Below are 22,901 nucleotides of genomic sequence, written 5' to 3' on the forward strand. Positions count from 1 at the left end.
AATGAATTATACGATACCAAAAGACGTTTCTCTACTACATAAACCTTGATATTTGAAACTTTCCAAAACCACTGGCATGAAGAAATACCACTCCTCTAGAGAGGGCTAAGCCATCTTCTTCACTGTTCAAAGGCAAGAGCTTTCTGCAAAAGGAAGGTGACCCCATGAAATTCATAAAGCCACTAGAACGCTTAAAATGGATATTCACAAAAAAATTCAACCGGAATCACGCAAAAATAAAGAGCACAAAAGAAATGTATTCGGTGAAAGGCTATAAATACAGTCCGAAACGTCACGCCATGCATATGAGGATCGTTCATGCGATCATGAAACAAGCCCCTTCTCCCCCAAAAACGGAAAGGCCCATAGCCATTCTTATTGGCGGCGGAACAGCCTCTGGAAAGACGATGATGCGAAAAACGGTGATTGAAAAACAATTAGCTGAAGAAGGTGTACAGGCAATCATCGTAGATCCTGATGACATAAAAACCTACATTCCCGAATATCACTCGCTGCAAAAAACTCATCCAAATGACGCCGCCCGTCTCGTTCATCAAGAATCCCGCGACATTAGCAATTTATTATTGAAACAGCTGATTCGCCATCGCAAACATTTCATTTACGAAGGAACCATGGCTAGAACGAGGGCATACAAACAGTTGATGAAGAAGCTAAAAAAAGCCGGTTATAAAGTGCATATTTATATCGTTGACATTCCTCTCGAATTAGCGAAACAACGAGCCAAGGAAAGAGCAAAGATGACCGGAAGAAAAATTCCTTATCAAGTAATCGAAAATACACACAAGCTAGTCCCACGAACGTTTCAAGCCATTAAAGACTTCGCTGATCGTTACTATGTATACGACAATCAAGACAAACTCGTACTTATTGCCTCTAACGATTACATAGAGCCTGTCTTATACAACAATTTTTTAAAAAAAGGAAAAACATAATAAAAATGGCGGCAAACCGCGTCGGGCGACCACGCTGCAGCCGCTTTTCTTACTTACGTGCTCCATGTTTCTTTTTCATGTACACTTCATACTCTTTATACCAAAGCTTCCGCATCCCGTACAAAACGGAAAAAGCCCAATAAGCAGCCGGTTCGTGCATGATAATTGAACTGAATGGAAGAGACGTTAAAGACTGGCGCAACATCTTATCGGCCTGACGGCTAGTCAGGTTGCCAATCATCATCAACTCATTGCGGATTTCGTGTAAAAATCTATAGTTTCTAGCATTTTCCGAGTTCTGTATATGATTCCACAGCTGCTTTAACAAGAACGTTTTCATATATATGTCTTCCGGTTTGAAAGCCACAATATCTAATGTGGATAAACATGTTACGGCCCGCATGCTATTTAGAGAAAGCTGATCTTTTGTACGGGAAACTTTGATTTTCTCAATATTAGTCAAATGCCCCTTAGCTACCGGTCCATACACATAGTCGTAATGATGTCTCTTCCCCGTACGGCAATCTAACACAAACCGTTCCCATGACCGCTGATGGCGCTCCCATCCCGTCTCATGAGGCAAGGAAAACTCTTTTCCGTTTAATTGCCGCAGCTGGCTTACATTCAGCTCGTACACTAAACAAGCTGGAATTTTAATCTCCGGATGATTGAAATACTGAGACTGGCTCATATTGAGTTGGGCCAGTAAGTCGGGAGAAATTTGCGGATGCATGGCCCTAATCTGCGCCCAGTTTTTTGCTTGTTGAGGATTTAACGTAACATAAAAGCCTTTTCCGAAATCAGTAAGCTCTCTCTGCACATCAAGCCGTATCCCGATCTTTCTAATGATCCTTGCGGCGAACAGATTCGTTCCATGATAAACCGTACATGTATCATGAGCGGGGAGCATAGGGAGACTTCCTCCCTTCATTGGAGATGATAAAACGTAGTCCATATATACTTATGAGAAAGAAAATATACGTATTACCTAGGAAGCTAGTGAACCGCAAGCGTTTCCGTTACTTCACAATTCTCAAATGCATGTAAGAGCAGAGTCACAAAGTTTCTCTATGTAAAAAAGCCCTCTCTGGCGCCGTGTTTACGACGCAATCATCGACCTTTTAGGCCAATTCCATTATGAAGCAGAGCCTTAGAAAGGAGGATTTATTGAGGAACACGGTGCAACGACGAAACTTATCAAAATAGAAAAGCTTTACAAACCTTACTCCACCTAGAAGACCGCTGCACAATGGAAAACGCTCGTGTTTCACCAACTTTCTAGAATGTAAAAAATACTGTCATGCATAACAAAATCCCCTTTCAATAGACAGAAGTCTACCAAAAGGGGATGTTCAGCAACTCTAGTATCGCCTTAACCTATTACGCTTTGACCGTCGTATCTTTATCTTTCGGTTTTGTAAAGGAACGATACGCTTCAAGGACGAGGAAGATACACAAGACAAACAAGATAAACCCACAAACCACAAGGAAGATATTGCCGCTCAAGAAATTCGTTCTCATGAAGACAAGCAACGCGGAAAGCGTCACAATAAACATAAATATCATCGGGATGATCGCAAACCACGACTTCGTCCCTCTTTTAACAAGCCAGACGCTGACGGCCAACAACGCCAACGCGCCAAGCATTTGGTTGGCAGAACCGAATAGCGGCCATAAATCGCTCCACGTTCCCGAGAGCGCCAGCGCCGCCGCACCGACGACGATCACTCCTGTTGCTACATGAGGATTGGCAAACGTCTTGGATCTTCCTTCCGCAAACTCTTGCACACCGTATCTCCCGAGCCGTGTCGCTGAATCTAACGTTGTCATGAGAAAAGCCGAGGCAGCCAGAGCAACAAAGGTTGTGCCTACCGTTTCCGGAATGCCAAAATGGCTCATAAAATACCCGAGACCAGCAGAGAAAGCCGGGATCGGCCCGCCTAACTCAGCGAGTCGCTGCGTGAACTGCTCCGTCGTCAAATACGCTACCGAGCAGACAACAATCACCGCCAAAAACCCTTCAATCAGCATCCCACCGTAGGCGATGAAACGGCCGCTTCGTTCGTTGTCCAACTGTTTGGCTGTCGTGCCGCTCGCCACCAAGGAATGGAAACCAGAAATCGCGCCACAGGCAATCGTAATAAAGAGAATCGGGAACAACGGACCTAAATTTTCATTGTAAAAGCCGGTGAAGCCGGCGAGTTGAAGCGTCGGATTCGCAAAAAGAATGCCGATAAACCCACCGAGCATCATACCGTACAACAAATACGAGTTCAAATAATCGCGCGGCTGCAAAAGCAACCAAACCGGCAACACGGAGGCTACATAAGAATAAATGATCAAGAAAAACACCCAAAACGTCGCGCTCATTTTAATCGGGAACACGATGCCGATCCAAACGCAAGCAAACATGACAATGACGCCGATGATGCTCGCCAACACAAAATTGACGCGCATTTGGTTGACGAAAAAGCCGAACAACATCGCCACGAAAATAAACAATATGGAAGCAGTCGCTGCCGCCGGAACGTTGGCAAACGTATCGGCAACCAACACGATAAACACGCCAACAATAAGAATAATGGTCGCGATAGAGAACGATAAAAACAATGTTTGGCCGCGCTTGCCGATATACTCTTTAATGACCGTGCCGATCGACTGCGCTTTATGGCGGATCGATGCTTGCAGCGAGGCATAGTCATGCACCCCGCCAAAGAAAATGCTTCCTAACACAATCCACAACACAGCCGGAATCCAACCGAATACCGCCGCGGAAATCGGACCGACAATCGGACCGCCGCCCGCAATCGTAGCGAAATGGTGACCAAGCAAAACGGGCCGATTAGTGGAAACATAGTCCTTCCCGTCCGCCATCTCCACCGCCGGCGTCGGCCGGTTTGGGTCCACGCCGAGCTTGCGGTCAAGATACTTGCCATACGTAAAATAAGCAACAATAAAGGCAATAGCCGAAATCAGCAATAAGGTCACCGCGCTCATAGGCTAATTTTATCCTCCCTCATTAGAGTTTCGATCGACTTGACGAACGACCTTCCCTTCGGGTGGATATGAACGGTTTTTTGAGTAGGATGGAGGACGGCCATATACATCTCAACCCACCCGTGCCAGCCGAATTTTAAAAACTTTACTTTTCGATACTTCCTCACCTCCTTCAAAACCACTTCATCGAGTTTGCCATCCGCAATGATAAGGCCGAGTACAATCGTAGACATATGTTCTGTATGTTCTTGAATAAATTGATGTTTATGTTGATCGATGACATCCCGAAATCGCCTGACAAATGGTAACGAGACGGGTTCATTTGCGACAGTAGCAAAAACAAGTTGTTGGTTTTCCACACCGTATACTTTAATCTTTTTTGTTACCATATACCGTTCGTCTCTCCGCTTGTAGTGGGCAATAAACGCGAGGGGGAAATCGCTGATTTGTTCATCGCGGTATACATCAAAATATAAAGTGAATTTATTAGCTAACTCATGGGCAAAGCGGGTCAACCGATCTCCCACCATTCGTTCTCCCCCTCTTTAAAAATATTTGAGCCCTTCCACTCGAATCGTTTTAAAAAAGGGTGGACCAGTCAGTTTCACCTTCAGATGGTTTTGTTTAAACTCCAGACCTTTTTCTATAAAACACGTAATCCCGTGTTGAACAATCTTTTTGTAAAGGTTTTCATTTTCAGGCCTCTGAAATTCAACCCACACTTCTGATGCCGGGACACAACAATGGGTCGCTTGGAACTTCGAAATGGTCAATACACTCCCCTTCTTCCTTAACCACTTCCTAGCGTTGTCGTCAATGGAAATAGAATAATCCATCGTTCATCCCGCCCATTAATAATTTACTATTTTTTCTGTATATTCTGTATAGTATATTATACATTAGTTTGATTTAAAAATGCACCCTTTTCTTACACCCTCCTCATCGAAAAGTGGGGGGATTGAGCCAAAATCATACCGCAAAAAGATGGTTTTTTCATACATAAGACTTACTGTTTAGAGTTCCCCCCAAAGCTAGTGATTTTCATCGGCCTCCTAAGCAACCGTGAACACGGGCCGTCTTTTCACCATTGAACGCCCTACACCAACTTCTTGATTCAAGATAATAAAGCCCGTTCCCTTCTCATCTAGGGAACGGGCTTTTCCTTACGATGACAATTTCACAAGCAATACAAAACAATCGTCATGGAATGAGCCAATTGAATCTTGCGTTCATGGGGATGGGTTGTTTAAGTTTGCGGCCTCCGGCAAAGTCACCTGAAGGAAAAGCTCAAGGTCAGGAACCCCTTTCTTTAACGCGAATCTTTTTCAACGATTCGTCCGGTAATGATTTCCGCATAACCCAGAACCTTTTTATGCTTCAGTGGAAATGGTAACTCAATGATTTTATCTAAGCGAACTCGCTCAGTAATCATACCATTTCGGGATTCGATAGCTATATCTATCTTGCTAGGATCTGGATAATATTTAGGATCTTGAAACAAATCTATAAAGATAAATTTTCCTCCTTTTTTAAGACGCCCTAATGGATGATGTATAAAATTTTGTGTAAAGCATTTTGCTAGAACAAAAGAAAAAAGGTGGGGTATTCTCTGATTTGGACCAACACATTCCAGAGAAAGGAGAACCCTACCTATGTCTAAAAGTATACCGAATGTCGACTGGACAACTCAACTGGAAAGCGTCATTCGTCAGTTTGTAAAGAAAAAATTAGAACTGATCATGCGGGAAGAAATCAAGAATTTCCTCGAAATAGAACAAGCCGGAACATCGAATATGAGAAACGGCTACTATCAACGAAATCTAGATACGCAATATGGCCGGATTGAAGGTCTTTTGGTCCCTAGAGACCGAAACGGAGAATTTCAAACGCAGCTGTTTGCCCCTTACCAACGCCACACGGGCTGGCTTGAGGAAGCCATCATCAGGATGTATCAAAGTGGCATGAGCACACGTGAAATTGGCACGTTTATTGAACGAATTTTAGGCAATGCCTATTTTCCTGCAACGATCAGCCGTATTACCGATGTAGTGAAGGAAGGCATCGAGAAATGGCACACTCGTCCACTGCACAAGCGTTATTCTGTCTTATATTTGGATGGTTTATACGTAAAACTTCGTCGCGAAACCGTGGAGAAAGAAGCCATTTATGTGGTGTTAGGGGTGAATGAAGAAGGATATCGCGAAATTCTTGATTTCTTTGTGGGAGGACAGGAAAGCGCCTATGTATGGCAGGAGATTCTTCAACAACTATACAACAGGGGCGTAAAGGAAGTGCTTCTGGGCGTATTCGATGGACTACCGGGGTTGGAGGAGGCCTTTAAGGCGGTTTATCCGAAAGCCGATGTGCAGCGTTGTGTCGTTCACAAAGTCCGCAACACGCTCCATCGTGTTCGGAAAAAAGACCAATTCGAAGTGGCCGAGGATCTCAAGCTGATTTATCGCGCGCCGAATAAGAGATGGCGTTACAAATGTTTCAACAGTTTGAGTCGAAATGGTCCAGCAAATATCCAAGAGAAGTTCAATCTTGGGCCAATGAGTTGGATGTCCTCCTTACATTTATGGATGATCCAAGCAGTATTCGAAGTGTGATTTACACGACCAATGCCATCGAACGAACGATCAAGGAGATTCGGAAACGCCTAAAACCGATGAACAGTTTGAATAGTTTAGAAGCCGCTGAAAAAATCGTGTATTTGACCATTCAAGATTTTAATGAGAAATGGGCAGGGCGAAAGTTGCGAGGATTTGCCGAAGCGCATGAAGCCCTTCAACGAATGTTTGAAGAACGTTATCATTAACCAAATACTGTAAATAAACAAAATAGGGGGATTCTCCCTTTCCACACAGGAGACTGAATATTCAGTCTCCTGTGTGGAGAAAATCAGTCCCCTATCAATTCAAATCCATTTCAGAGAAACCCTACCCCATTACATTACACAAAATTCTTGACGGTACCGAAATTTCTAAAAAACTTTAGTTTTATTTATTAAATATAATAAATATAATTTGTATAGACTTAATAAAATAAGCTTTAAAGTGCGGAATAACAACAATGCAACCACAAGTTGACAAAGTGCAACTAGAAGTTGACAAAGTGCAACTAGAATAGGATAGAAAAAATATCGATGTTTTATACAATATAGTTAATAACATGAAAGGAGTTACAACAAATGAATTTTGGAGAAAAACTTGTTAAGTTACGAAAAGAGAAAGGACTGTCTCAAGAGGCTCTAGCGGAAAAATTAAACACCACTCGACAAGCAATAAGTAAATGGGAAAATGGTCAAGGATTCCCCGAAACTGAAAAACTATTGATGATTGCGAATATCTTTGAGGTATCTATTGATTACTTATTGAAAGAGTCTGCCGAAAATAATGATGATAAAGAAGATGGTTATTATGTTAGTAGAGAAATGGCAGAAGGTTTTTTATTAAGTTCAAAAAAAATTGCTAACCATGTTGGTATAGGCTTCGGACTGTTTGCACTAGCGTTTGAACCATATTTTATTTTAGGAACCACCTCACTTCTAGGTGTTCTATTAATTATTATCATCGCAACATTAGGTATTATTTCTTTTGCTACGTTAGGCTTTGATCAAGGACAATATACAGTTCTAAAAAAAGAAGTGTTATTGTTTGATTCAAATTATATTAAAGAATTAAGAACAAGATATGAAGGATTTAAAAGAAAACATTTAGGAACAACAATAGTTGGAGGTTCTTTATTAGCAGTAGGTTTTCTAGCTTTTGCTTTGGAGAAAAAGTTAGAAATGGGTATCTTAGTTCCTTATTATCCGATTTTTGTTTTTTTGATAGCTGTTGGCCTTGCTTTATCTGTTCGTACTATCACTATTATTTCAGCATATCAATTATTAGTAAAAAATAATGAGCATACAAATCGCCTTAGTTTTAAATTAAAACAAAAAATAAAGAAGAAGTTTGATGAGTATTAGGAGCATACAAAATCGATTTCAAAAGTAATACCAATTCTAAGCAATGAATACAACCGAGGAATAATATACTCCTCGGTTACTTCCATTTACTCATACTTCACAAACGCATCCTTAAATCCAGCTTTCTTCGCTTTTGCTAACTGCTTGTCTGCATTCTTTTTAACACTATAAGCACCAATCTGCACATGATACAGTTTTTTAGCGCCAGTTGATGGTTTAGAAGTTGTTGTTCCTTCTGCTAATTCTTTCTTCACATCTGCTCGGAACGTAGCCATTGATTTGCCAAATTTAGAAAACCAATGACGCGGGTCACCATGATTACTAGCAATCTTCTTTATGATACCCTTCATAATGACCGATAATATTTTTCTCAGTTAATTTGTATTGTTTACAAAGATACGCGCACAATTCAACCGCTTCTTTATAAACTTTATTAAAGTAAGTTTTATCCGTTAAATTATCTTCACAAATTTCAAAGCCAATATGTGTATTATTCGCATCTCCACCCGCATGCCAACCACGATGATTCCAAGGTAACGTTTGATATGTCGCAATTGATCCATCTTTTAACTTTCCGATAAATGCATGAACACACACCTGCCTACCATCTGGTCTTGGCTGATTCCAGTGATTGTTGTATTGATTTTTCCCTAGTAAACCATCATCCGAACCAACATAGCGCTTTCAATTTGAATTGTTTGCTCCTGTGCTGTGAACCATAATTCCTTTTGGTGTAATCTTTCTTCCCGCTTTATAGCACTCATTCTTTGTTAAATATAACTTTTTTAAATTCATGATTCATTTCCCCCTTTATTGTGTAACTGAGCAAGTACATTTTTTAACTTCTCTGGTATTGGTAAACCTAATCGTGAAGCGTTTTCTAGCATAGAAATACCTTTATTTGAACAATAAAAAAAGATGACCGCTGTTCTAAGAACGCTGCCATCTCCTATCAAATGAGTGTCAATCATATGCCCGACACCAACCAATATAAAAATTAACACTTTTTTAAATATCCCTCGGTAACCAATTTCACTAGATAGTTCTTTATCGACAATTGCACACATAATTCCTGTGATATAATCAGCAACAACTAATATAATCAATGCATACAAAAAGCCATCTAACCCTCCTAAAAACCAACCCATGAAACCACCTAGTGCTGTAACAATCATTTGTATCCAATTCCATATATCCTTCACAGTAAGTTTCCTTCTTTAGTTTTTAAAATAATCTATATAAAAAGAGTGCCTACATTTTGTAGACACCCTTGAATTATTTATATTTGTTTAGGCAATGCTTCCCACACCCGCATATCTTCCTGCCCTAATGACCAAATGGCAATGCCTCGTAATTTCCATCGGTAAGCAGCTTCATTTGCCCAATAAACCAGACTATCGACATCTTGATAATAAAGTTATCAATACTTCAACCCTTCTTATTTATCCACCCTAGACATCAATGCTACCAACTCAACGTGTGCTGTATGCGGGAACATGTCAACCGGTTGGACGGTTTTTAATGTATATCCAAATGGAACTAATTCTGCAATATCTGCGGCAAACGTTTCTGGGTTGCACGAGACGTAAACGATCCGCTCCGGCTGGGACCGGCCGATTTTTCGCATCACTTTTCCGCCCGCACCCGAACGCGGAGGATCCAAAAGCAACAGCTCCGGTCTTCCGAATTGTTCGAGCACCTCATCGATGCCACGCCGGGCGTCTCGCGCCAAAAAGTACGTATTGTCAATGCCGTTGTCTTTCGCGTTGCGTTTGGCTGATTCGATTGATGTTTCCACAATTTCAATGCCAGCTAACGCCTTTACTCGTTTGGCGAATGGCAAGGAAAACGTGCCTACTCCGCAGAAGAGGTCAATCATTTTTTCGTGAGGCTGCGGTTTCCCCATTTCCAACGCCAGTTCGACTAGTTTGGCTGCCTGCACGGGGTTCGTTTGGAAAAACGTATCGAACCAGAGGCGATAACGGAACCCGCACAATTCGTCATAAATGAAATCACGACCGGCCAACACGTGCGTTTGTTCCGCCTGGATGCGATCCGCCCACGCCCGATTCTCGAGCCAAAGCAAGCTCTTCACTTCCGGAAGCGCCTTTGTGATCCGTTCCGTCAAATCATCGGCGGCCTGCTTTAACTCCCCTTCTGGTGCCTCAGTCGCGAAAAGCGCCACCATGACTTCCCCGGTCGCAAACGATTCACGCACCATGACGTGGCGAAGCAACCCTTCATGGGTATCTTTGTGATATCCAGGCAGCTGGTGATCGCGAGCCCAACGCGCCACCTCCATGGCAGCTTTAACGATCCGTTCACCCGCAATGAGACATGTCTCCAATGAGATGATTTGCCAAAAATTCCCTTGCTCATGCAGTCCAAGCAGTCCCTCAGGAGAGAACGTAAACTCCATTTTATTGCGGTAATGCCACGGATGTTCCATTCCGATCGTCTCGCGCACAATGTTCGGATCAAATCCATGTTGCTCCAAGAGCGCCTTCACGTGCTCTGTTTTATGCCGCAATTGCCCTTCATATTGCCAGTGCTGCCAGACACAGCCGCCACAGCGGTCAAAGTGCGGACACGGCGGCTCGAGCCGCTCTGGATGTGCCTCGATCACTTCTTCCAATCGAGCATTGGCCTTCCGTCGTTTCGGACGATCAATCAAAACCCGCACCTTTTCACCAGGAAGAGTGGATGGAATGGTGAGTTTGAGCTTTTTTCTCTTCCCCTCCTCTTCCTGCCAAACGACCGCTTGTCCGGCCCCTTTTTTATCTAACTGCTCAATGTCCGTAATGAACGATTGTTTTGCGCCGTCTATCAATGGCTTTCCTCCTTCCAAGATGAGCGGTGTGTTGTCACTCTTTATGTATTGTACACGATGGGCGGGCGAATACAAAGCAACAGCCTGCCATGACCACCTCATTAAATATTCACCTTATTTTTCTATAGTTAAAATAATTCAGATATAACAATCTATTTATCAATTACTAATATTCATGTTAAACTAATGAGTGTTCACCTACAGAAAACATTTGTATACGTACAGTGGAATTTATTCTCATACGCTCATCATGAATGATCAGGAGGAACGTGTTATGAAGCAACTCATTGCCAAATGGAATCGAGTCAGCCTCGTCAAACGTATCATTATCGGCATCATCATCGGGATTACACTTGCAGTTACCGTTCCGGAATCGACAAAATGGATTTCCATTTTCGGTTCGTTATTTGTTGGCGCTCTAAAGGCGGTCGCGCCTGTATTAGTGTTCTTTCTCGTGATCTCAGCCATTTCTCGGCATCAAAGCGGACAAAAAACAAATATTCAACATATTCTGATTCTATATGGGTTTAGCACGTTCCTAGCCAGTCTCACTGCCGTCGTAGCCAGCTTTCTCTTTCCGGTTCATTTATCGTTAACCGAAAGCGCAAAAGAGGTTTCTCCTCCTAGCAACATAACGGAAGTGATTCAATCATTGCTGTTTAATATTGTCGATAACCCTGTTCACGCCTTACTGAATGCGAACTATATCGGCATTTTGACATGGGCTGTATTGCTTGGCATCGCATTAAGGACGGCGCCGGAGACAACCAAAAATGTCATCGCTCATTTCTCTGACGCCATCTCGCAAATTGTTACATGGGTTATCAATTTCGCGCCCATCGGCATCATGGGGCTTGTTTTCGATGCCATTGTCACTAACGGGCTTTCCGCTTTGATTGATTATGGAAAATTATTAGCAGTTCTTCTTGGGACGATGTGTTTTGTGGCATTCGTTATGAATCCACTCATTGTCTTTCTTAACATTCGGCAAAATCCGTATCCGCTCGTTTGGAGATGCATTCGGGAAAGCGGGGTTACAGCGTTCTTTACACGCAGCTCGGCCGCAAACATTCCTGTAAACTTGCGGTTATCCGAAATGCTTGGGCTCAATAAAAATACGTATTCTATTTCGATCCCGCTCGGCGCAACGATTAATATGGCTGGCGCCGCTGTGACGATTTCCGTCTTAACGCTCGCTGCGGTTCATACGTTGGAAATTGAAGTTGACCTAGGCACTGCACTCATTCTTAGCGTTCTTTCCGCCATCGCCGCCGCGGGGGCATCCGGTGTCGCTGGGGGGTCGCTCCTCCTTATCCCATTAGCATGCAGTTTGTTTGGCATCCCGAATGATATCGCCATGCAAGTCGTAGGGGTCGGTTTCATCATTGGCGTTTTGCAAGATTCATGCGAAACTGCCCTAAACTCATCCTCGGATGTCCTTTTTACCGCCACAGCAGAATATGCGAAAAGACGCAAAGAAGGAAAACAAGTGGCCATCAAAGCATAACGGCATCCCCCTTTGCATGGTGTCTGAAAAGCGAAAGCAGGGCCATTCAAACTGTCCCGACCGGGGCCAGCCATGAAAACGCGATTTACGAACGTTTCGGCCTACCCATGAACTCGTAGCCGCTCTCGGCACTGTCTGGGGCAAAGACGCATCAGCGCAACAAGCCACCGATGACACCCATGTCGGCATCATGAAAAACGCTGTCCGACTGGGGTTCGTTCGTTTCTCGTTAACGTCCAACACGGTAGCCGCGAAGGCTCCTTAAAAGTGGAAAACAACGATGTTAAAAAACTGCTCAACAGACCTTGACGCTGATCAACGAAGCGCTGACGCAAATCGTTTTCGAAATCGGCGGAATCAACCACTAATATTCATAAAAAACCGGCCGTTTGCTTATTTTGTACGGCCGGTTTTCCCTTCTCTACATTCCACTCAATAAATGCTAATAAAAGTAAATAATGCCCATCATCCTCAAAATGTGGACTTGATGTTCATTTACATATAACGCATTAACAAAATGACAAAGACAGCTAATCCGATAGACGCGCTAAAAAAACAGAGCGCCATCCATTTCACAGCTTTTCTCTTTCGCACAAAGCCATACACAAACAAAATGACTGAGACAACAAACAAAAATAGAATAACGGAAGAAATACTCACGTTCGTCACATTCATCACTCCTCACCTTGTTCAGGAAACGTCACATATTCCTTATAGGAACTGCCTCGTCATTTGTTATGTGCGTACGATTGTTTCAACGAAACGAAAAAAGGGTGTCCTGCTGCTTTTAGGACACCCTCGACGTCAGATCATTGCTATTCATGTACTGGGCAACCTAGACACGGATTGTTGCGACAAAGCAACCGTCTCTTATAAGGCTTTCTTTTGATTCTCTTCAGATTTCTTATATCCGTTTTCCCAGAATGTCGCGTTTTTGATTTCATATTTCGATGAATTGAACTCTGGGTCTTTGCCTTGTTTCAACTGTTCTTCGTAATCTTTTAAAGCAATATAGGCTGGTTTAAATAGTAATAAGATTGCGATCAAGTTTAACCAAACCATAATGCCAAGCCCGATATCGCCCATTGCCCACGCCGTTGTTGCTGTTTTTACCGTTCCATAGAACGTGGCAGCCAAAAAGATGATTTTTAGTCCCAAAAAAGCAATTCCCTTATTTTTACCACGTACGAGATAGGCGAGGTTTGTCTCAGCAATATAGTAATAGGCGTACATCGTTGTAAAAGCGAAGAAGAATAGCGCAATCGCGATAAATGCTGAACCAAATCCTGGTAGAAGCGTATCAACAGCCGCTTGCGTATAACCAGCACCCGGTTCTACACCTTCAAGGTTGACAACGATCGGTTCTCCTGTTTTTTCATTAATGACATTGTATTGATTTGTAAATAAAATCATCAGTGCAGTCGCCGTTACGACTAAGAATACATCTAAATAAATTGAAAACGCTTGCACTAACCCCTGCTTCGCCGGGTGAGATACTTCAGCAGCCGCTGCCGGGTGAGCACCTGTACCTTGACCAGCTTCATTAGCATAAAGACCACGTTTTACGCCCCACATAACAGCCGATCCGATAATGCCACCAAACACTTGTTCAGCACCAAACGCACTTTTAAAAATAAGAGCAAATACTTCTGGGATTTTGTCAAAGTTCACACCAATGATCGCAATGGCGATTAACAAATATCCAGCAGCCATAAAAGGAACAACAATTTCAGCCGTTCTGGCGATCCGCTTAACTCCTCCGAAAATGGTAAAACCAAGAATAGAAATAACAATAATTCCCGTAACCAGTTTATTAATGCCAAACGCGTTATAAACGCTATCTGCAATAGAGTTCGCCTGAATTCCCGGCATTAACACCGCCATCGCAAGAAGGATAGCTACGGCAATAACGATCGCAAACCATTTCCAACCAAGCCCTTTTTCAATATAGAAAGCTGGGCCGCCTCGGTACTGTCCATCTTGTTCTTCTTTATAAATTTGTGCCAGCGTGGACTCAACATAAGCCGTCGCTGCGCCGATAAAGGTAATCACCCACATCCAAAATACGGCCCCTGGTCCCCCATACGCAATCCCCGTTGCCGTTCCAGCCACATTCCCTACACCAATGCGGCCTGATAACGACATTGTCAACGCTTGGAATGAAGATACTCCCGCATCAGAGCCCTTCCCGGTCGTCACAAGCTTAACCATTTCTTTAAAGTGACGAATCTGCAGGAATCTAGTCCTAATACTAAAATACAAACCACAAAAAACAATAAAAACGATTAATAGAGGGCTCCATAATAATCCGTTGACTGTTTCGACAAATTTTTCAATCAAATAAATCCCTCCTCGGCTAATCAGTTACTTTTGTTGTATAACACGCAGCTAAGTTTATTATAAATATCACACACTAATGTTTCAATAATTTTTTATAATAGTTTTTTTTGGTATTTTCGGAATAAACTTTACATCTCTTGTTTTATGAGCGCAGAAGCAAGACATTTTTATTTGTTTTTTTAGAATAAATTTTGAGCCAACACCACTAGCGACGTCAAGCTTTTTTATCGTCGCCGGTCGTTTTTTATTTGGTTCAACGTAAATACTTTCATTCAGGCCCAAACCTTTCCAAATCCTTCTCTGCTGGGACGAACGATTGCCCCAGCGAGCAGTGGATTGCCCTATCTCGCGACTCCAATAGAACAACTTTCACATGTTAGAACAATGAAAAAATCGACCCTAGTCGGCCGATTGAGCTTGGACGGCTCTATGTTATGCTCTCATTATTCCAAGTGAACAAATGCTTGACAGCTGCTTAAGATATTGAGAAGGAGCAGCTAGACAACATCACTGACTCGGAGTGGTCTTAAAGATCGGCCGGAACCCAGTCGATCCATCAGCTAGGGACCAAGACATTTACAGATGATATTTATTATATTTAAATAATGATTTCCACAAATCAAACGAATTCGAACATTCGTGGGATGAAAACTCCTTTGGTTCCCTTACGTACCAAGGACCTATTTAACATCACAACAGAAAAATCTTCCTTCTTTTCATTGAGAGAGAAGGAATTTTGAATCAGAGATACGATCTTGCATTATACGAAATTTTAGGCATCACCTGCTTATCCACGCTAATGCCGATAATATAAGAATAGCAGTGATGATTTTAATGAAAAGCCCCTTTATGTCTATTTTTTATTTAGAAAAATAAACCACATAGAGAGGAGATTGATAAGTTTGAACCCAAAATATGAGGTTTTCTCTCACGGTAAACTCTTCTATAATCCCTTTAGTAGAAGGTAAATACCCAATGTCATAATTGGATATGTTTCTATTAATTTCCCTAGATGTTGGAGTATACAATCCCAAGATTATTCTTAACAAAGTGCTTTTCCCCGAACCAATTACCCCAATAATGCCTACACGGTCCCCTTCGTGTAACGACAAGTTGATATCTTTTAGTATGTAATGTTTATCATCAAATGATTTAGCGATATTGTGCAGCTCAATATCATTCAATGGTTCTCCCGTAACATTCTACTTCTAGGCTTTGAATTATCCTTATCGCCCGTGATGCTAGATAAAATCGGAAAACATACAAACAATCCTTGTTGGTGGATGTGCTATAAAATGAAAGTGTGACCTAACATTCGATCGGATCACGGAGATGTGCGTTCATTCAATGACTGAATTTGAAGTAGCGTTAGTTGGCGCCTGATTACGTATGTTCATTAGTGACACTTGAGCTAGTTGAGCACTAACGCTCAACTAGCATGACGGGTGATTAATTCATAAAGCCGTTTTGCACCAATATATACTAGATGAATCGATACATACATAAGAAACATAAAGACGACCTTTATCGGTCATTACAATGTCATCAGACACAAGAGAATAAACCAAAACATAAAGATAGAAGAAAGCAAGCATCAAAAGCGCTTCGGAAAGAAAACCAAACATTCCTTTCGAACGCTTCAAGATAATCGAAAAAATCGTACCTACCATCCCTGTGGTGACTATAGTCGTTATAAAAAATGTCAGGATAATTTTGAGCGAAGAGAAGGTTCCAAGCGAATGAATACGCACATCAGTTGTCAACGAAATAAGATGCATGACTGCATAAAAAAGCAGGAAAGGAAATGAAATAATAGCTAAGCACATGAAGAATACAACAGTTATTGCAAAGATGTGATCGGAAACAGAATAGTTCTTTCCCCTTTTTCTTTTCTTTATTATATACAACCCCTTTTTGTAAGTTTATATATATTGGATAATAGATGTTGCAACTATTCAGCCTCATAAGAGGAACGAGATCTTCATATGATGAAAGGCGAAGAAAATAGTTCGGACACAATCCAGCGAAACATCGTACCCACACTCATGAAACACGAACAAAACGTTTGGTGTCTACTGTTGATGGACGAAACAATAGTGCATATTCCGTCTAGAAACGCCCTTTTTGTGCTAGGCTTCTTTAGCCGCTGTCTTCTCTCATTAAGCTCAAGGCGCATGAGCATGCGCAAAAACCCTTTTCCCCTTCCATTGCACTTAACAAAACAGCAGCCACCGATGATTTTAATAAATATACTAGCGCCACGGCAGTTGGTACAATTAAGGATCGTTAGCAATGGATTGAAATAAATGAATAACAGGGCCGGACAAGCCGCCCCACGTTCCTTACCTCACGGATCTTCGCCACAAACTCAACGTGTCACGAGCTAATGGATTATCTCTTAAACATTGCGTTTGCGGGAACATAGCAATGGTTTTTTCTCATTTTCGAGAACTTGTCTGTTCATAGAAACAACTCAAATTTTAGAAGATCACCTTTTCTTCTTATTTAGCATTTGAATCGTTCGCCCGTGCTAAGATTTCCTGCACAATTGATGTTTTCGCATCTGCATAGTGCTGAACGTGCCGCCACTTATTCTTTGCCAAGCTTCGCTTCACTTGCGCATATTTGTCACGGTCGCTCTCGTTCGAGCGCAACCAATCTCGAAAGCGTAACATTTTATCGATTTCAGACGTTCCCTTGCTGAACACATGTAAGTTAATGTCAGTATCCGGTCCTTTAAATAAACGATGCTCGAACCATTCAGGTTCTCGAATTCGCAGTCGATAGCCAGCTGCTTCCAATGCTGGAACATATGATGGCTCGTCTGCAGAATCCTCCACAACCAGCAGCATATCAATGATTGGCTTGGCACAAAGTCCTGGCACCGAAGTTGAGCCAACATGTTCGATTTGTAATGCTTTGCTGCCGAGTACGGAACGAATCCGTTTTGCTTCCCGTTCAAACAATTCAGGCCAACGCGGATCGTATTCGACAAGAGTAATCGGTGCATTGTGCGGTTTCAGTTCACCCACCGTAAGCTTCTGGAGTTCCTCATTACTCCTAGGTGTAAAGCGATTTTCCGATCGCATCGTGCCACACTCCTTTGCTGTTTATTGTTGAGGGGGCAGACTGAAGCGATCACTCATGATGATCCAGTCTTATGTTCCATCAGCAGTAAAAACAAGATGTTCAACCGTAAATTCCTCTCGTCTTAAAAGTGATTTATCTCCGATACAAGTTGTTTCACTTCATTGTAAAGCTTCTCCGTCATGTCGCAGCATTCCATAAGCGAAGAACCAAGTAGTTCAAAAATGCGATTCACCTTTTGCGCATAGTTCTCAGGTTTATGCTCAAATGTTTCAATCAGCTTGATTGCCTTCTTTTCGTTAATGCAATAAGCATGATTGCATGCAAATATTACTTGATTTAAACATGAAATCATACGAAAAACATGGCCTGCAATATAATATTTATCATTTGTTTTTACATTTTTCTTTACAAACAATAAAGAAAATTCTGCTTCAAACATAAAAAAGTCAATTAAACTTTTCCGCAAGGCAGCGGGATAAGTTTCCGCCCGTTTTTTTAATTGGCAGAAGGTTTCATCTTTCGCATATAGTATTTTGCTGATCGCCAATTCCCCCCGATACATGGCACTGATATAACCATGGGGATGCCCAGTCTGATAATCGGCAGTGACCATTCCTTGCTCGGTTTCTTTGATGATTTGTTCCACACGTTTGATATCACGTAAAATGAAATCGACATGATACCCGTTGATGACCAGCCACCCGCCTCCATTCACCCACTTTCCCCATGCTCCAGGAGGGAAAACAAGGTTGCTTCGACGCTCGTCGTCCAATTCTGCAGCAACCTGGTTCATCGCATTGAGATCAAATAATTCTGCGTTGTAATAGATACCGATATCAATATCCGAATCCTCTTCATGAGTCCCCCTTGCACGGGAGCCCCCCAACACAACGCCTTCAATAAAAGGAAGACAGGATAACTTTTCTGCTACTGATTGAATCATATGATTGACCATCCAAGCCCGCACCTTTCGTCAATGACCTTCCATAAAATTCCCATCAAATCTTTTTCCATTATACCTCATAAAAGTCTAGATGGCTTCAAATCTGGAAATCGGAATTTTATTTTTGGGATCACACCTGCTGTCCATTTTCAATAACCTCGTTCCTCTTCTCACGTCCCTATTCGAAATAAACTTGTTTTTCGGTTTTTAGAAGAAGAAAAAGGGAAGAACGTGGATGTTTCTTCCCTCTTGGTTTCGCCATATGTGTATTCAACTTTCTTTGATCGATCAATGTTTTTTCTCTATCCCTCTCTCCTGCTTCATCCAATAAGGAGCGGGAGATGGACTGTTTGTTTTTTTATCTGTTTTTCTTTATTTCACAATTCTTATATCTCCATTATTAGTTGTTAATTTGATTTGGTTTTCTCCGTTACCAATCACAGTGTCCCAGTTAGAATTCCCGAAAACAGTCACTTCACCATTTTTTGTTTTGATATCTAGGACTGCATTTGTTGGCTTTTGATCTGTTTTAATTTCAATATCACCATTGTCGGATTCAAGTGTTAATGAACGATCCAAGTGATTGGTTTTCAGATAAATTTGTCCGTTATTGACGTTACCGTAAATTTCGCCTTCAATATTCTCAAGATGAATTTCCCCATTATCTGAATCAGCCTTTAACATCGTTGCAACGATATCTTTCATTTCTAAGTAACCATTTGCCAATTTCGCTTCAATATTGTTTATACGTAACTTCTCAGCCTGAATCTCTCCATTGTTCATGTCTACGTGTAATGACTCGTATACCTTTTCAGGTAAGTATACATCCAAAGTTAGGGATGTTCCCCTAAAATGAAAGAAATCAAAAAATGGTTTATCATCCTTTAGTTTGATCAATAAAGTGCCATCTTCCACTTCAACTGAAAAATAGTGATCCATTTTTTCTACGCTGGTCCCAGTCAATTGTACTTTTGTCTTTGAATCCTTGGTAGAAAAGATGTTCACATTTTCATCATTCGCTCTGATTTCAATGTCTGTGATGATTTTATCAGTCAATATTCTCTCTTCCGATACGGAAAATGGCTTACTTGCAGGCTTAAATGTGATCAAACTCCCGATTGCTCCAACTACCAATAGAATGAGCGCGAGAAAAGATATATGTCTAGTGTTAATCATGCTTTAAGCCTCCCTTGACCAGTGAAACATTATATCTTAAATAACGCACCAACAGATCAGTCAATCCCTTTGTGACGTACAACATGCCCCTAACAATGAACCAACCGCTTCCACAAAGCATTATCGAAAAGAAAAGACTGAACAGATCGAACATTCCAGGATGGTTGATTGCAGAAACCAGCAGTATTAATGGAGAGGCAATAAAAGCTACCCCTATAAACCACCCGACAAATACCACTGCCAGCAATGCCAAAAATGGTCCAAACACAGTTACAAAGTTAAAAAACCCCAATCCGATCACAGCCCATACTGCACGTAAAACATTTCCGGCCGTGGCGCTTGTCTCGATCTTTTCGATACGGGAAACAGCAGCGATCTCTTTGGCGATCTGTTTCGGGGAACCAAGTGATTGAGAAATTTCCTCTTCAGATTTTCCATTAGCCATTCCAATGTAAAAATGCTCTTCAAAATCTTGTATAATTTCTTCACGTTCTTCGTGAGGAAGCTTTTTCAACTCCTTTTCAAGAGCCGTTAGAAATTGTTGTTTATTCATGTAATCCACCGTCCTTTATGATTTGATTGACCCCATCAGAAAATTGCATCCACTCTTCATGAAGATTCCGAAGATGGTTTCTCCCTTTTTCCGTGAGCTTGTAATATTTTCGAGGAGGACCTTCATTCGACTCCTGCAAATACGTTGTCAAATAATCCTCTTTTTTCAGTCTCCTTAATAAGGGATATACCGATCCTTCTGAAATAACCATTTGCTCCGAAATTTTTTGAACGATCTCATAACCGTAACGATCCTGCTTATTCAATAGTGCAAGTACACATAGCTCTAATACTCCTTTTTTAAACTGCGTGTTCATTGGGGTGTTACCTCACTCTCACTACTATTTATTGCACAGTACTGTGATAAACAAATCCCTTTCAACAAACAATATACCATACAGTATTGTTTATTACAAGGTACTGTTTTTTATTTAAATACTTTTACTCAACATATCTAACTGAAACAGGCATCTCAGGAGCAATAAATGAGCGCCCTAAGATGCCTGTTCTTTTAGAATGAAAAAGGACAGACTAATCCCGTATACTTTGTATACACAAATAGAGTCTTTGAACATATTCCATTACTGGTTCAAAGTTTGTGATCCATGGTCTAAACACCACTTTTTAATCATCCTCCTTAACATTTCAAATTATAATAACTAAAGTGAACTCCTCCCTTCAATAATGATTTAACTTACCCTCTCTAATCCTTGGCCATCTAAATTTTGGTACATACTTTACCATCGTTTCATATATAATGCCCCATTGTTGTTCCGTTAGTGCTGCAATTGGCAAACCATTATTTATCCGAAGGCTTCTTTTCAAACGCTTAATTTGTGGTGCTGTGAAAATTCCCTTTAATGCATAATCAACCGATAATTGAGGATTTTTAAACATGTAATCAACTAACCCCCAAAAGATTTTATAGTGACTATAAGGCACAATCGGATTTGGTTTTCGACTAATTTTCACCAATGCAGAATCTACTCTTGGAGGTGGGGAAAAGTTTTTTCTTGAAATTCCTTTTACATAACAGATATCAAACCACATTCTCCAAGCGATTACATATGAGTCTTTCACATAACTTGATGTGAATCTCTTAGCCGCCCCCTTTTCCATTACAATCACACCTTTTTGAAAATGATTGAATGGATGATTAAGGAGTTTCTTCATAATTGGTGTCGTGATGGCATATGGGATATTCGAAACAACTACAAAAGGTTCCCTCGGCAACGTAATTTTTAATATATCTTGATTGATAATAATCGTGTTTTTACGGTTTGGCATTTTCTTTTCTAAAATCTTTATAAACTTAAAATCATATTCTACTGCAATCACTTTCTTCACCCTTTGACTTAGTATTTCTGTTAACGCCCCTTTACCAGCACCTAATTCCAAAACTAGATCATTTGGGCCTATCTTTGCTTCATCGACAATTTCAAAAAGCAACTTCTTATTATGCATTAAATGCTGACCCAAATGCTTTGGTGGTTCACCTCTTGTAATTTTGTTTTTCCTATAAGTACGTGTTTTTCTAGCCATATTTCCCCTTCCTCTCTGAATGAAAAAATCACAAATCTGCTTGTGATTCAGAGTAAAGGGAAGATAATCCATCCTTCATTTTTTATGAGTTTTGACTAGATCAAATGATGATCATGGGCATAAGAAACCCAATAAGAATAACTTTTAGGGTTACATTCATTGATACATATAAAAACTCCATTTTTCACAAAAATAAAAAAGGCAGACAAAGGTCTGCCTTTTTGAAAAAAATATAATATGAAAGAATGGGTATCAAAGACCCAAAAATCCCCTCAATAACAATTGCCACAAATAGCAATTGCAATGACCAGTAAGGATTATTAAAAAAGGACAGACTACTCCCATTACTCTGCCGTTCACAAGCAGAGCCTTTGAACGTATTCAATTCATCCGTTCAAAGTTAGGAAACGTAGTCTCATCGAATGTGTCACTTTTTTAATAATCCTCCTTAACTTTTTAGATACAGGTGGAATTATATTAGGAATACAAAAAACTGTCAACTTCAAAATATTGTTATGTTTTGGAGATAGCCCTTTTCTTTTAGCTTCTTCTAAACCGCCAAATATCTTCCTGATCTCCGTATAGACTCCAGAGTAAGAAGCAACGTTAGAACGTTTCCTTCTATTCATAGGATCCTGTCCTATAGAAATAGTTGATCGAATGTCTCGATACCAATCACAATGTTACCTTTATTTTGTTTAGGATTTTTTGCTGCAGCTAGCACTTCAAACACCGATGTAAATTTTCCTAAACGGGAAACTCCTGTAACAGTTGTTTAACATCCCATCGGAAAACTTACATGAATATTTTTACATTATATACATTAGCATTTTTAACCCCCTATTGCCTCTTCACTACCTTTTCTAAATTTACCGCGAATTTGCTTCGGCTTTGTCAAGAATGCTCCAGTCACCGCTGATCATTGAATCCTATTATTGTTGTAATCTTGATACAAATAATATAAATAATGGCTCTTCACCACAAAATGTACTTGACAA

General features: G+C 41.0%; 20 protein-coding genes and 1 pseudogene. 4 read left to right on the top strand and 17 right to left on the bottom strand.

The features are described 5' to 3' along the window. The first annotated feature begins 164 nt into the window (after positions 1-164). A complete protein-coding gene (locus DSM465_RS0112720) occupies positions 165-953 on the top strand; it encodes a zeta toxin family protein (RefSeq protein ID WP_029761501.1) in 789 nt (262 codons plus the stop codon). A 49-nt stretch (positions 954-1,002) separates the two neighbouring features. On the opposite strand, the gene DSM465_RS0112725 is transcribed toward DSM465_RS0112720, so the two are convergent. From DSM465_RS0112725 to DSM465_RS0112740, 4 genes are all read right to left on the bottom strand, one after another. Further along, positions 1,003-1,863 carry a DUF3990 domain-containing protein gene (locus tag DSM465_RS0112725; protein WP_029761502.1) on the bottom strand — a complete coding sequence of 287 codons (861 nt, stop codon included), beginning with the start codon at positions 1,861-1,863 and terminating at the stop codon, positions 1,003-1,005. Positions 1,864-2,333: 470 nt separating this feature from the next. Further along, a complete protein-coding gene (locus DSM465_RS0112730; protein WP_011886730.1) occupies positions 2,334-3,950 on the bottom strand; it encodes a carbon starvation CstA family protein in 1,617 nt (538 codons plus the stop codon). Continuing rightward, positions 3,947-4,480 carry a hypothetical protein gene (locus DSM465_RS0112735; protein WP_008881270.1) on the bottom strand — a complete coding sequence of 178 codons (534 nt, stop codon included), beginning with the start codon at positions 4,478-4,480 and terminating at the stop codon, positions 3,947-3,949. Before DSM465_RS0112735 ends, DSM465_RS0112730 begins: the two co-directional genes overlap by 4 nt. Before the next feature lie 15 nt (positions 4,481-4,495). Then, positions 4,496-4,786, bottom strand: coding sequence for a CC/Se motif family (seleno)protein (locus DSM465_RS0112740; RefSeq protein ID WP_008881271.1), 291 nt, complete (start codon positions 4,784-4,786; stop codon positions 4,496-4,498). Between the two features lie 816 nt (positions 4,787-5,602). Between DSM465_RS0112740 and DSM465_RS18355 the strand changes: the two are divergent. Further along, a pseudogene (locus tag DSM465_RS18355) lies at positions 5,603-6,768 on the top strand (IS256 family transposase). Positions 6,769-7,140: 372 nt separating this feature from the next. Further along, on the top strand, positions 7,141-7,923 hold the full coding sequence (locus tag DSM465_RS0112755; RefSeq protein ID WP_008881273.1) for a helix-turn-helix domain-containing protein: 783 nt from the start codon (positions 7,141-7,143) through the stop codon (positions 7,921-7,923). 86 nt (positions 7,924-8,009) lie between these two features. Here DSM465_RS0112755 and DSM465_RS20290 read toward each other — a convergent pair whose 3' ends face one another. The 4 genes from DSM465_RS20290 to rlmD form a co-directional block, all read right to left on the bottom strand. Next, a complete protein-coding gene (locus DSM465_RS20290) occupies positions 8,010-8,177 on the bottom strand; it encodes an SPOR domain-containing protein (RefSeq protein ID WP_230459248.1) in 168 nt (55 codons plus the stop codon). A 67-nt stretch (positions 8,178-8,244) separates the two neighbouring features. Beyond that, positions 8,245-8,520, bottom strand: a complete 276-nt coding sequence (locus tag DSM465_RS20295) for a peptidoglycan recognition protein family protein (protein ID WP_223812804.1) — start codon at positions 8,518-8,520, stop codon at positions 8,245-8,247. A gap of 194 nt (positions 8,521-8,714) precedes the next feature. Next, positions 8,715-9,125, bottom strand: coding sequence for a phage holin family protein (locus tag DSM465_RS0112765; protein WP_029761504.1), 411 nt, complete (start codon positions 9,123-9,125; stop codon positions 8,715-8,717). Positions 9,126-9,361: 236 nt separating this feature from the next. After that, complete coding sequence (gene rlmD / locus DSM465_RS0112770) at positions 9,362-10,753, bottom strand: 23S rRNA (uracil(1939)-C(5))-methyltransferase RlmD (RefSeq protein ID WP_029761505.1); 1,392 nt, start codon at positions 10,751-10,753, stop codon at positions 9,362-9,364. A gap of 274 nt (positions 10,754-11,027) precedes the next feature. Between rlmD and sstT the strand changes: the two genes are divergently transcribed. Continuing rightward, a complete protein-coding gene (sstT, locus tag DSM465_RS0112775; protein WP_008881301.1) occupies positions 11,028-12,260 on the top strand; it encodes a serine/threonine transporter SstT in 1,233 nt (410 codons plus the stop codon). Between the two features lie 495 nt (positions 12,261-12,755). Here sstT and DSM465_RS19620 read toward each other — a convergent pair whose 3' ends face one another. From DSM465_RS19620 to erm, 9 genes are all read right to left on the bottom strand, one after another. Further along, positions 12,756-12,935, bottom strand: coding sequence for a hypothetical protein (locus DSM465_RS19620; protein ID WP_011886726.1), 180 nt, complete (start codon positions 12,933-12,935; stop codon positions 12,756-12,758). Between the two features lie 195 nt (positions 12,936-13,130). After that, positions 13,131-14,600: an alanine/glycine:cation symporter family protein gene (locus tag DSM465_RS0112785; protein WP_029761506.1), complete on the bottom strand. Its 1,470-nt coding sequence runs from the start codon at positions 14,598-14,600 to the stop codon at positions 13,131-13,133. A gap of 860 nt (positions 14,601-15,460) precedes the next feature. Continuing rightward, positions 15,461-15,784 (bottom strand): ATP-binding cassette domain-containing protein, encoded by a 324-nt coding sequence (locus DSM465_RS18370; RefSeq protein WP_230459249.1) that lies wholly within the window; start codon positions 15,782-15,784, stop codon positions 15,461-15,463. Positions 15,785-17,101: 1,317 nt separating this feature from the next. Beyond that, on the bottom strand, positions 17,102-17,689 hold the full coding sequence (locus DSM465_RS0112810) for a GrpB family protein (RefSeq protein WP_029761509.1): 588 nt from the start codon (positions 17,687-17,689) through the stop codon (positions 17,102-17,104). A 122-nt stretch (positions 17,690-17,811) separates the two neighbouring features. After that, positions 17,812-18,645, bottom strand: coding sequence for a nucleotidyltransferase domain-containing protein (locus DSM465_RS0112815; protein WP_029761510.1), 834 nt, complete (start codon positions 18,643-18,645; stop codon positions 17,812-17,814). A 360-nt stretch (positions 18,646-19,005) separates the two neighbouring features. Beyond that, on the bottom strand, positions 19,006-19,809 hold the full coding sequence (locus DSM465_RS0112820) for a DUF4097 family beta strand repeat-containing protein (protein WP_029761511.1): 804 nt from the start codon (positions 19,807-19,809) through the stop codon (positions 19,006-19,008). Then, a complete protein-coding gene (locus tag DSM465_RS0112825) occupies positions 19,802-20,362 on the bottom strand; it encodes an HAAS signaling domain-containing protein (protein WP_029761512.1) in 561 nt (186 codons plus the stop codon). Before DSM465_RS0112825 ends, DSM465_RS0112820 begins: the two co-directional genes overlap by 8 nt. Next, the gene (locus tag DSM465_RS0112830; RefSeq protein WP_029761513.1) at positions 20,355-20,678 is read right to left on the bottom strand and encodes a PadR family transcriptional regulator; all 324 of its coding nucleotides are present in this window, start codon (positions 20,676-20,678) and stop codon (positions 20,355-20,357) included. Before DSM465_RS0112830 ends, DSM465_RS0112825 begins: the two co-directional genes overlap by 8 nt. A gap of 361 nt (positions 20,679-21,039) precedes the next feature. After that, positions 21,040-21,903 (bottom strand): 23S ribosomal RNA methyltransferase Erm, encoded by an 864-nt coding sequence (gene erm, locus DSM465_RS0112835; protein WP_029761514.1) that lies wholly within the window; start codon positions 21,901-21,903, stop codon positions 21,040-21,042. Positions 21,904-22,901 lie beyond the last annotated feature (998 nt).

Source organism: Geobacillus thermodenitrificans subsp. thermodenitrificans DSM 465 (assembly GCF_000496575.1).
Lineage (GTDB): Bacteria > Bacillota > Bacilli > Bacillales > Anoxybacillaceae > Geobacillus > Geobacillus thermodenitrificans.

Excerpts from the sequence above, each read along its gene's own strand:
- DSM465_RS0112755 (WP_008881273.1), top strand. The coding sequence starts at position 7,141 with ATGAATTTTGGAGAAAAACTTGTTAAGTTACGAAAAGAGAAAGGACTG.
- DSM465_RS0112720 (WP_029761501.1), top strand. The coding sequence starts at position 165 with ATGAAATTCATAAAGCCACTAGAACGCTTAAAATGGATATTCACAAAA.
- DSM465_RS0112810 (WP_029761509.1), bottom strand. The coding sequence starts at position 17,689 with ATGCGATCGGAAAATCGCTTTACACCTAGGAGTAATGAGGAACTCCAG.
- DSM465_RS19620 (WP_011886726.1), bottom strand. The coding sequence starts at position 12,935 with ATGAATGTGACGAACGTGAGTATTTCTTCCGTTATTCTATTTTTGTTT.
- DSM465_RS0112740 (WP_008881271.1), bottom strand. The coding sequence starts at position 4,786 with ATGGATTATTCTATTTCCATTGACGACAACGCTAGGAAGTGGTTAAGG.
- DSM465_RS0112820 (WP_029761511.1), bottom strand. The coding sequence starts at position 19,809 with ATGATTAACACTAGACATATATCTTTTCTCGCGCTCATTCTATTGGTA.
- sstT (WP_008881301.1), top strand. The coding sequence starts at position 11,028 with ATGAAGCAACTCATTGCCAAATGGAATCGAGTCAGCCTCGTCAAACGT.
- DSM465_RS0112815 (WP_029761510.1), bottom strand. The coding sequence starts at position 18,645 with ATGGTCAATCATATGATTCAATCAGTAGCAGAAAAGTTATCCTGTCTT.
- DSM465_RS0112730 (WP_011886730.1), bottom strand. The coding sequence starts at position 3,950 with ATGAGCGCGGTGACCTTATTGCTGATTTCGGCTATTGCCTTTATTGTT.
- DSM465_RS0112830 (WP_029761513.1), bottom strand. The coding sequence starts at position 20,678 with ATGAACACGCAGTTTAAAAAAGGAGTATTAGAGCTATGTGTACTTGCA.
- DSM465_RS0112725 (WP_029761502.1), bottom strand. The coding sequence starts at position 1,863 with ATGCTCCCCGCTCATGATACATGTACGGTTTATCATGGAACGAATCTG.
- erm (WP_029761514.1), bottom strand. The coding sequence starts at position 21,903 with ATGGCTAGAAAAACACGTACTTATAGGAAAAACAAAATTACAAGAGGT.
- DSM465_RS0112735 (WP_008881270.1), bottom strand. The coding sequence starts at position 4,480 with ATGGTGGGAGATCGGTTGACCCGCTTTGCCCATGAGTTAGCTAATAAA.
- DSM465_RS0112825 (WP_029761512.1), bottom strand. The coding sequence starts at position 20,362 with ATGAATAAACAACAATTTCTAACGGCTCTTGAAAAGGAGTTGAAAAAG.